At 74.2% G+C, this 7,492-nt stretch carries 8 protein-coding genes; 2 read left to right on the top strand and 6 right to left on the bottom strand.

Annotation, left to right across the window (positions count from 1 at the left end; all coding sequences use genetic code 11):
• Positions 1–636: 636 nt before the first annotated feature.
• A complete protein-coding gene (gene chrA, locus QWJ41_RS18990; protein WP_302710063.1) occupies positions 637–1,995 on the bottom strand; it encodes a chromate efflux transporter in 1,359 nt (452 codons plus the stop codon).
• Between the two features lie 70 nt (positions 1,996–2,065).
• Between chrA and QWJ41_RS18985 the strand changes: the two genes are divergently transcribed.
• Positions 2,066–2,401, top strand: a complete 336-nt coding sequence (locus tag QWJ41_RS18985) for a rhodanese-like domain-containing protein (protein ID WP_302710062.1) — start codon at positions 2,066–2,068, stop codon at positions 2,399–2,401.
• A 1-nt stretch (position 2,402) separates the two neighbouring features.
• Here QWJ41_RS18985 and QWJ41_RS18980 read toward each other — a convergent pair whose 3' ends face one another.
• The 3 genes from QWJ41_RS18980 to aat form a co-directional block, all read right to left on the bottom strand.
• Positions 2,403–2,921: a hypothetical protein gene (locus tag QWJ41_RS18980; RefSeq protein ID WP_302710061.1), complete on the bottom strand. Its 519-nt coding sequence runs from the start codon at positions 2,919–2,921 to the stop codon at positions 2,403–2,405.
• A gap of 190 nt (positions 2,922–3,111) precedes the next feature.
• On the bottom strand, positions 3,112–3,582 hold the full coding sequence (locus QWJ41_RS18975) for a hypothetical protein (RefSeq protein WP_302710060.1): 471 nt from the start codon (positions 3,580–3,582) through the stop codon (positions 3,112–3,114).
• Between the two features lie 33 nt (positions 3,583–3,615).
• Positions 3,616–4,290, bottom strand: a complete 675-nt coding sequence (gene aat, locus QWJ41_RS18970) for a leucyl/phenylalanyl-tRNA--protein transferase (protein ID WP_336623302.1) — start codon at positions 4,288–4,290, stop codon at positions 3,616–3,618.
• 84 nt (positions 4,291–4,374) lie between these two features.
• Here aat and QWJ41_RS18965 point away from each other — a divergent pair, with 84 nt between their 5' ends.
• Positions 4,375–5,067: an EcsC family protein gene (locus tag QWJ41_RS18965; protein WP_302710059.1), complete on the top strand. Its 693-nt coding sequence runs from the start codon at positions 4,375–4,377 to the stop codon at positions 5,065–5,067.
• Here the strand turns inward: QWJ41_RS18965 and QWJ41_RS18960 are convergent.
• The gene (locus QWJ41_RS18960) at positions 5,028–6,245 is read right to left on the bottom strand and encodes a hypothetical protein (protein ID WP_302710057.1); all 1,218 of its coding nucleotides are present in this window, start codon (positions 6,243–6,245) and stop codon (positions 5,028–5,030) included. The genes QWJ41_RS18965 and QWJ41_RS18960 overlap by 40 nt on opposite strands.
• Entirely contained in the window at positions 6,242–7,489 is a 1,248-nt protein-coding gene (locus QWJ41_RS18955) for a hypothetical protein (protein WP_302710056.1), read from the bottom strand. Before QWJ41_RS18955 ends, QWJ41_RS18960 begins: the two co-directional genes overlap by 4 nt.
• Positions 7,490–7,492 lie beyond the last annotated feature (3 nt).

The raw sequence follows: 7,492 nt of genomic DNA, 5'->3' as shown, positions 1-7,492 counted from the left end.
TTACGAGGTGCCTCTCGTGAACAGGTGGATTCGACGTCGCAATCGACATCTTCCCTGCTCAAGAGGGCACCTCGTTCTACGCCACGCTCACACCGCTGGACGCCGCCGGTGGATCAGGGCTCAACTGAAGTGACCAAACGCGGTGTTCAACTCAAGTGACAAACCCGCGAAACCGGTGCTCAACAAAGATGACAACGGCTCGGCTGAGCCTGAATGCGCAGATTAAGTGACCAATGAGCAGATTAAGTGACTGGTCACACCGGGTGCCGAGCCGCGGTGCGACCAGTCACCCAACCTGCGCAACGGTCATTCAACCTGCGCATTCGCTGGTCAGCGACCTAGTCACTTCAGTCGACCACCGTGCTCGCGGTGTGGTCTGTCGCGAGACGTTGTCGAGGCGCGGATCGCGGCATGAGATTGCTTCCCGTAGCCAGAAGGACCGAACGACCGAGCGACGCCAGGTCCCCGCGGGGCTGACGCCGACCCTTTGCCCTTCGGTCCTTTCGGCTACGGCGCCGCCCAAGTCTTCTCGGCATGAGCGGACACTGGTGCTGCGCACCGAAGTCCGTGCTAGCCGTGTTTGCGGTTGTTCACACTTCGAGAGACCAGCTGAAGTACGAGGTCGCACGTGACCACCTAGCCCACGCCGACGCTCAGCCCGAGCACCAGCCCCACGACCGCGCACACGCCCAGCACCCGCAGCACCGACCAGCCGAGCCGGAAGACCAGCACGGCGGCCAGCAGCGCGACGACCACCGCGGGCCAGCGCACCGAGTCGAGCAGCGGGACCTCCAGCGACAGCGGGCCCTGCTCGACGACGTCGGTCGCGGCGAAGAGCGTGTGCAGCGCGAAGTAGAGGCCCAGGTGGGCGATGACGCCCACCACGGCGGCGGTGATGCCGGCCAGCGCGCTGGCCAGGGCACGGTTGCCACGCAGCCGCTCGACGTACGGCGCTCCCAGCAGGATGAACAGGAAGCAGGGCACGAAGGTGACCCAGGTGGTCAGCAGCGCGGCCAGGACCGCCGCCACCCACGGGTCCAGCGGGCCCGGCGCGCGGTAGGCCCCGACGAACGCGACGAACTGGACCACCATCACCAGCGGCCCGGGGGTGGTCTCGGCGAGGGCCAGGCCGCGCACCATCTCGCCGGGGGCCAACCAGCCGTAGACCTCGACCGCCTGCTGGGCCACGAACGCCAGCACCGCGTAGGCGCCGCCGAAGGTGACCAGGGCCGCCCCGGAGAAGAACAGCCCCTGGTCGACCAGGATGCTCGAGGGGCCCAGCAGCAGCGCCGCCGCCACCACCGGCGCCGCCCACAGCACCAGCCCCACGCCCAGCACCGTTGCCGAGCGCCGGGCGCCCGGGGGCTCGCTGTGCAGCGCGTCGTCGGCGATCAGGGGCGCCGGGCCCGCGTCGGCCGGACGGGCGGGAGGCTCGCCCACCCCCGGCAGCACCCGGCCCAGCACCCACCCGGCGAGCGCCGCGCCGGCGACCACGAGCGGGAAAGGCACCCCGAGCAGGGCCAGCGCGCCGAACGACGCCACGGCCAGGCCGACCAGCGCCGGGTGCAGCAGCGCGCGCCGGGCGACCCGCACGACGGCCTGCGCCACGATCGCGATCACCGCCGGCGCGAGCCCCAGGAAGAGCGCCTGCACCACGGTGGACTCGCCGTAGGTGACGTAGACGCCCGAGAGCACCAGCAGCGCCACGGCGCCCGGCAGGATGAACAGCACGCCGGCGACCAGCGCGCCACGCACGCCGTTGAGCAGCCAGCCGACGTACGTCGCCAGCTGCTGCGCCTCGGGTCCGGGCAGCAGGGTGCAATAGGAGAGCGCGAAGAGGAAGCGCTGCTGGCCGATCCAGCGGGTCTCCTCGACCAGCACCCGCTGCATCACCGCGATCTGGCCCGCCGGGCCGCCGAAGGTCTGCAGGGAGATCGCGAACCACACCCGCGCCGCGGCACGCAGCGGGATGACGTCGCCGGCGCGGAGGGTCACGTCCGGAGACTACGGCGCGACGACCCGGCTGCCGTCCTAGGATGGGCGGGTCGTCCACCGGAGGAACCCCATGACCACGATCCCGACCGTCCACGTCGCGGGAGTGCCCGACCCGGTCCCGCCGGGCCTCGCGGTGCTCGACGTCCGCGAGCCGACCGAGTGGGAGCACGGCCACATCGACGGCGCCCAGCACATCCCGCTCGGCGAGCTCGGCGCCCGCGTCGGCGAGGTGCCCGGGGGCCAGGTGCTCGTGGTGTGCCGCATCGGTGGCCGCTCGGCCCAGGCCGTGGCCTGGCTGGGCCAGCAGGGCCACGACGCGGTGAACCTCGAGGGCGGGATGCTCGACTGGGAGGCGGCCGGCCGGCCGATGGTCAGCGAGACCGGCCGGACGCCCCAGGTCGTCTAGCTCACTGCTCGGAGGAGTCGTCCTGCCCCTCGGCGGGCTGCGACTCCTCGTCGGTGCCCCCCTCGGTGCCGTCCTCGGCGCCGCCCTCGGGAGCGGCGGTCTCGGCGCAGGTGGCGCCGGCGTACTGCACGAGCGCGTTCATCTGCTCCTGCTCGGCCTTCGACAGGTCGAAGTCGTCCATGGCCGCGAGGTCCTCGGCGGTCGCGTCGGTGTCGATCTCGGCGAGGATCTCGAGGTAGACGTCGAGCCCCTTCGAGGCGTCCTGCGGAGCGTCGTCGGGGATGCCGCTGGCGGCCAGGCCCTCCTTGAGGGCCTCGACGTCGGAGCCGTCCTCGAGGGCGCCGTTGCCGACCAGGGCGGTGCAGAACGCGTCATCGCTGCCGGGCTCACCGGCTGCGGAGGCGGAGCTCGACGACGACGTCGTCGGGTCGCTGGCCGCGTCGGACGTCTCGTCGTCGGAGCCGCAGGCGCTGGCCGTCAGGGCGACGAGCACCGCGAGGGGGGCGAGAGCGTGCTTCACGGGGGGTCCTTCCGTTCGTGGGCGCACGGGGCAGGTGCCCCGGCGCAGCCCACGACGGTGCCACACGATCCCGAGAGGAACCTGAACGGCGCTGCACGAGCAGTCAGGTTCGCACCATCCACCGGTCACCTTCGCACCTCGACCGGGTGCAAAACCGACTGCTCGGTGGTGCGAAAGTGACTGCTCGTGCCTACTGCTGCTGCGGGTCGAGCTCGCCGAGGTCCTCCTCGGTGGGCAGGTCGAGCTCGTCGGCGCAGGTCTGGGTGACGTAGCCGATGAAGGCCAGGAAGTCGCTCTGCACCTGCTCGCCGAGGTCGGTCCCCAGCGTCTCGAGGTCGTCCTGCGCGTCGGCCTGGCGCACCAGCTCGCCGAGGGTCTCGAAGCCGGAGCGGGCGTCGTCGGGGATGTCCTCGGGGGTGCCGACCTCGATCAGCCGGTCGACCGCGTCCTTGGCGGCGTCGAGGTCGTCGCCCCCGCTGTCCTCGATGTCGGCGTAGACCCCGCAGAAGTCCTCCGGCGAGGCGTCCTGCGGAGCGGCCGAGGGCTCGGTGGGCGGCTCGTCGCCGCCGCACGCCACGGTGCCGCCGAGCACGAGCGCCAGCGCGGCGACGCCCAGGGCAGGGCGGCCGACCGGGCGGGTCAGGGTGCGGAACGCGTGCACGGGATCTCCTGGGGGATGGGGAGGCAGGTCGGGTCAGGCGAACGCCTTCGGCGGCGGCAGCTCCACCGCCACCGCGAGGCGGCGCAGGTACTCCTCGCGGTCGATCTCGACGACCCCGAGGCTGGCCAGGTGGGCGGTGCTCCACTGCACGTCGAGCAGCCGATCGGCCGCGTGCTCGTCGTCGAGCAGGTCGACGAGGGCCACCAGGGCGACCTTCGAGGCGTCGGTCTCGAGGTGGAACATCGACTCACCGGCGAAGAGCCCGCCCGAGGCGACGCCGTACAGGCCGCCGACCAGCCGGCCGTCGCGCCAGGTCTCGACGCTGTGCGCCCAGCCGAGGTCGTGCAGGCACAGGTAGGCCTCGCGGATGTCGTCGTCGATCCAGCCCGAGGGCCGGCGCGGGTCGGCGCACGCGTCGAGGACCTGCTCGAAGGCGGTGTCGACGCGGGTCTCGAAGGCGCGCACCGAGCGGCGCAGCGAGCGCGAGACGTGCAGCCCGTCGAGGGGAAGCACGCCGCGCTGCACCGGGCAGAACCAGTACATCGGGTCGCCGGCGTGGCCCGAGGGCATCGGGAAGAGCCCCTGGCGGTAGGCCGAGAGCAGGGTGCCGGGCTCCAGGTCGGCGCCCACTCCGACCAGGTCGTCGCGCGCGTCGAAGCGCGAGGGCTCGCCGAACGACCACGGGGAGGCGGGGGGTTCGATCGGCACTCGGGCGACGGTAACGACCAAGTGGTCCCCGGCACAGACCCAGAGGGGGGTTTGCCGTCGGCCCGACCTGCCTACGATCGGGGCATGAGCAAGCGTGGAGCCCTGACGGGGCAGATCGGTCGTCGTCTGGCGCCCAAGGTGACCGGGATGGCGCCCGGGGTGACGTCGACGTTCGTGCGCGAGGCGCTCAACCGGGCCATCAGCGGGGTCGGACCGCTGCCGCCCGCCGCGGCCGCCGCCGACGAGCAGCTGCGCGAGCAGCACGGCGACGTCGAGAAGGGCGTGCACGAGGTGATCGAGAACCACGTGCGCTACGCCGGCGCGCAGGGCTTCCTGACCAACATCGGCGGCGTGGTCACCGCCGCCGTCGCGATCCCCGCCAACATCACCGGCCTCGCGCTGGTGCAGTGCCGGATGATCGCGGGCATCGCGCACCTGCGCGGCTACGACCTCGCCGACCCCCGGGTGCGCAACGCGATCCTGGTCTGCCTGCTCGGCGAGGACAGCGTGCAGCGCCTCGTCAAGGCCGGCACCATCCCCGCGCACCCCGCCGACCTGGCCACCGGCCCGGAATCCGACCAGGCCCTCGACCGCGCCATCTCCTCGGCGGTCGCCGACGACATCATCTCGCGCATCCTGGGCAAGCGGATGGCGGTCACGGTCGCCCGCCGGGTGCCGGTGGTGGGCGGCGTCGTGGGCATGGGCGCCGACGGCTACGCCACGTGGCGCATCGGGCGCTACGCCGAGCGCGAGCTGCGGCCCCTGGCCAACCGGTAGGCCCGGTGCAGCGCACGGCCGGCGGCTGAGCGGCGTACGACGCGCAGCGCGCGCTCCTTGGCCCGCTGCACCGGCCGCGCGGCGTCGAGCTCGCGGCGCAGGTGGTCGACCTCGCCGTGCAGCCGCGCCTCCTCGTGGCGCAGCCGGGCGTTGTCGATCAGCAGCGCGCGGATCGCGTCGACCGCCGCTGAGGCCACCTGGCTCTCGCGGGGCGAGTCGGGGTCGGCCCAGTGCGGCGCGGCGGGGGCGCCGGTGAGGTCGTCGAGGTCGCCGACCACGTCGTAGCCGCGGCGGCGCAGCTCCTCGACCCAGGCGTGCCCGAGCTCCTCGGCCCAGGGGTGCACGTCGGCCGGCAGCCCCAGCCGGGCCGAGCGGGTGCGCGCCGACAGCGTCTGGTGGGCCAGCAGCTCGCGCACCAGCGGCCGGTAGTCGGGCGGCTCGAGCACCGGGTTGACGGCCTTGTTGATGCGCCGCAGCAGGGCGGTCTCGGGCACCCCCAGCGACGGGTTGGCCCGCTCGGCCTCGAGGTCGAGCTCGACCTCACCGAGCTCGTCGAGGCCGAAGGTGTGCGAGAACCGCTGCCACAGCAGGTCGCGGGGCCCGCCCGGCGGCGGCACCGTCACCACGTGCACCCGCTCGGGCGGCAGGGCGTGGCCCCAGCGGTCGAGGATCTCGGGGATCTCCTGCACCCCCCAGAACCAGGTGGCGATGCGGGTGGCGCGCTCGGGGTCGCGCAGCTCGGCCAGGAAGCGCTCGAAGGTGATGGTGCTGCGGTGCTTGACGTTCTCCTGCCACTCCGCGGGGATCTGGCGCACCAGGTCGCGCACCGAGACCACCACGTGCACCTCGGTGCCGTCGTCGTGGCCCAGGGAGGCCAGCGCGCGCCCGACCTGGCTGCGCGAGGCGGTGGCCAGGATCTCGTGGCTGATGATCGCGGTGCCCTCGTGGGCCCGCACCTTCGCGGCCAGCTCGTCCCAGGCACCGATGGCCTCGGTCTCCAGTCCGCCCCAGGGCAGCCGCATCAGGTCGAGCGCGGCCAGGAAGTGCGCGTCGAAGCGGTCGGCGGGGTAGAGCACGCCGGCCTCGAGCAGCCGCTCCCGGTTGCGGAACAGCACGTCCTGGAGGTGGGAGGTGCCGGTCTTGGGGGTGCCGACGTGCAGCAGGACCCGTCGGCTCACGGTCGGTCCTCCTGCCTGGGTCGGTCTGCGTGTGTGGCTGCGTGTGTGGCTGCGTGTGGGGCGGGGTGTGGGTCTGCGTGCTCGAGCAGCATCCGCACGGCCAGGTCGAGCACCCGGTCGTCGTGCGGCTCCCCCGGCTCGGCGCCGGCCAGGCGGCGCGGGTGGTCGAGCAGCGCGTCGGGCGAGCCCAGCACCGTGCCGACGACAGGGTACGGCGCCGCGAGCAGCTCGTGGCGCAACCGGCGCGAACGGCGCACCACCCAGCGGTGGTGCTCGGGCGGGACGCCCAGCGGCGCGCCCGGCAGCGGCTCGGGGGCCTCCAGCAGCCGCGGCAGCAGGACCTGGCGCAGCACCTGCCGCCCCCGGGCCGGGGTGACCAGCAGGCCCAGCACGCCGCCGACCCGGCGCGCCAGGTCGGTCGCGTCGGCCGGCAGCAGCGGCGCCGGCGGCACGCGGCGTACGCCGACCTGGCCCGGCAGCGCGCCGGGGTCGAGGACCACCCGCACCCGGTCGGCACCCACCCGGCCCGTCCAGCGGCGGGCCGAGGCGACCGGGTCGGCGCCGCGGCCCAGCCGCCCCGTCTCGACGACCGTGTCGACCCAGGTGCGCCACGACGGCACCGGGCCGCCGGTGGAGAAGGACCGGTCGGTCCACAGGTCGACCAGCATCGTCGAGAGCGGCCCGCCGAGGACCAGCACGGTCGGCTCGGGGCCGCCCGGCGGCCGGCCCTGCGCGACGAGGTGGCGGCGCGCGGTGTCGGCGCGCCACGGGTCGCCGACCAGGCGGTAGCGCGGGCGCCACCGGTGCACCAGCGAGCCCGGGCGCCGCCAGGGCGGCACCAGGACGGCCCCGGGCAGGGGCGCGGCCACCAGGTCCTCGGCCAGCAGGCTGGTGGTGACGCGGATCAGCTCGTCGGCCGGCAGCTGCGCCGGGTCGACCGGGGCGGGGCCGAAGCGCGAGGGCGGGGCGGCGCCGAGCAGCTCGAGGTCGGGGCGCCCGCGGCCGGGGGCGCTGGCCTCGAGCACGCGCCGCGCCAGCGCGGGCTCGGGGCGCACGCCCAGGTCGTGCGCGGCCAGGTTGAGCCGGCGCAGCATCTCGAGCTGCTGGGCGCCGGGCAGCACCCGCCCGGTGCGCTCGCCGGTGCCCGCCCACCGCGACCAGGGCGTCGTACCGCCCTTGAGCAGGTGGGCCGACCAGGCCCAGGCGCGGCGCTCGCCCTCGGCCTCGTCGTGCTGGGCTGTCACCGG

The organism is Nocardioides cremeus, from assembly GCF_030518195.1.
Classification (GTDB): domain Bacteria; phylum Actinomycetota; class Actinomycetes; order Propionibacteriales; family Nocardioidaceae; genus Nocardioides; species Nocardioides cremeus.
This window is presented reverse-complemented; position numbering and strand designations above follow the sequence as displayed.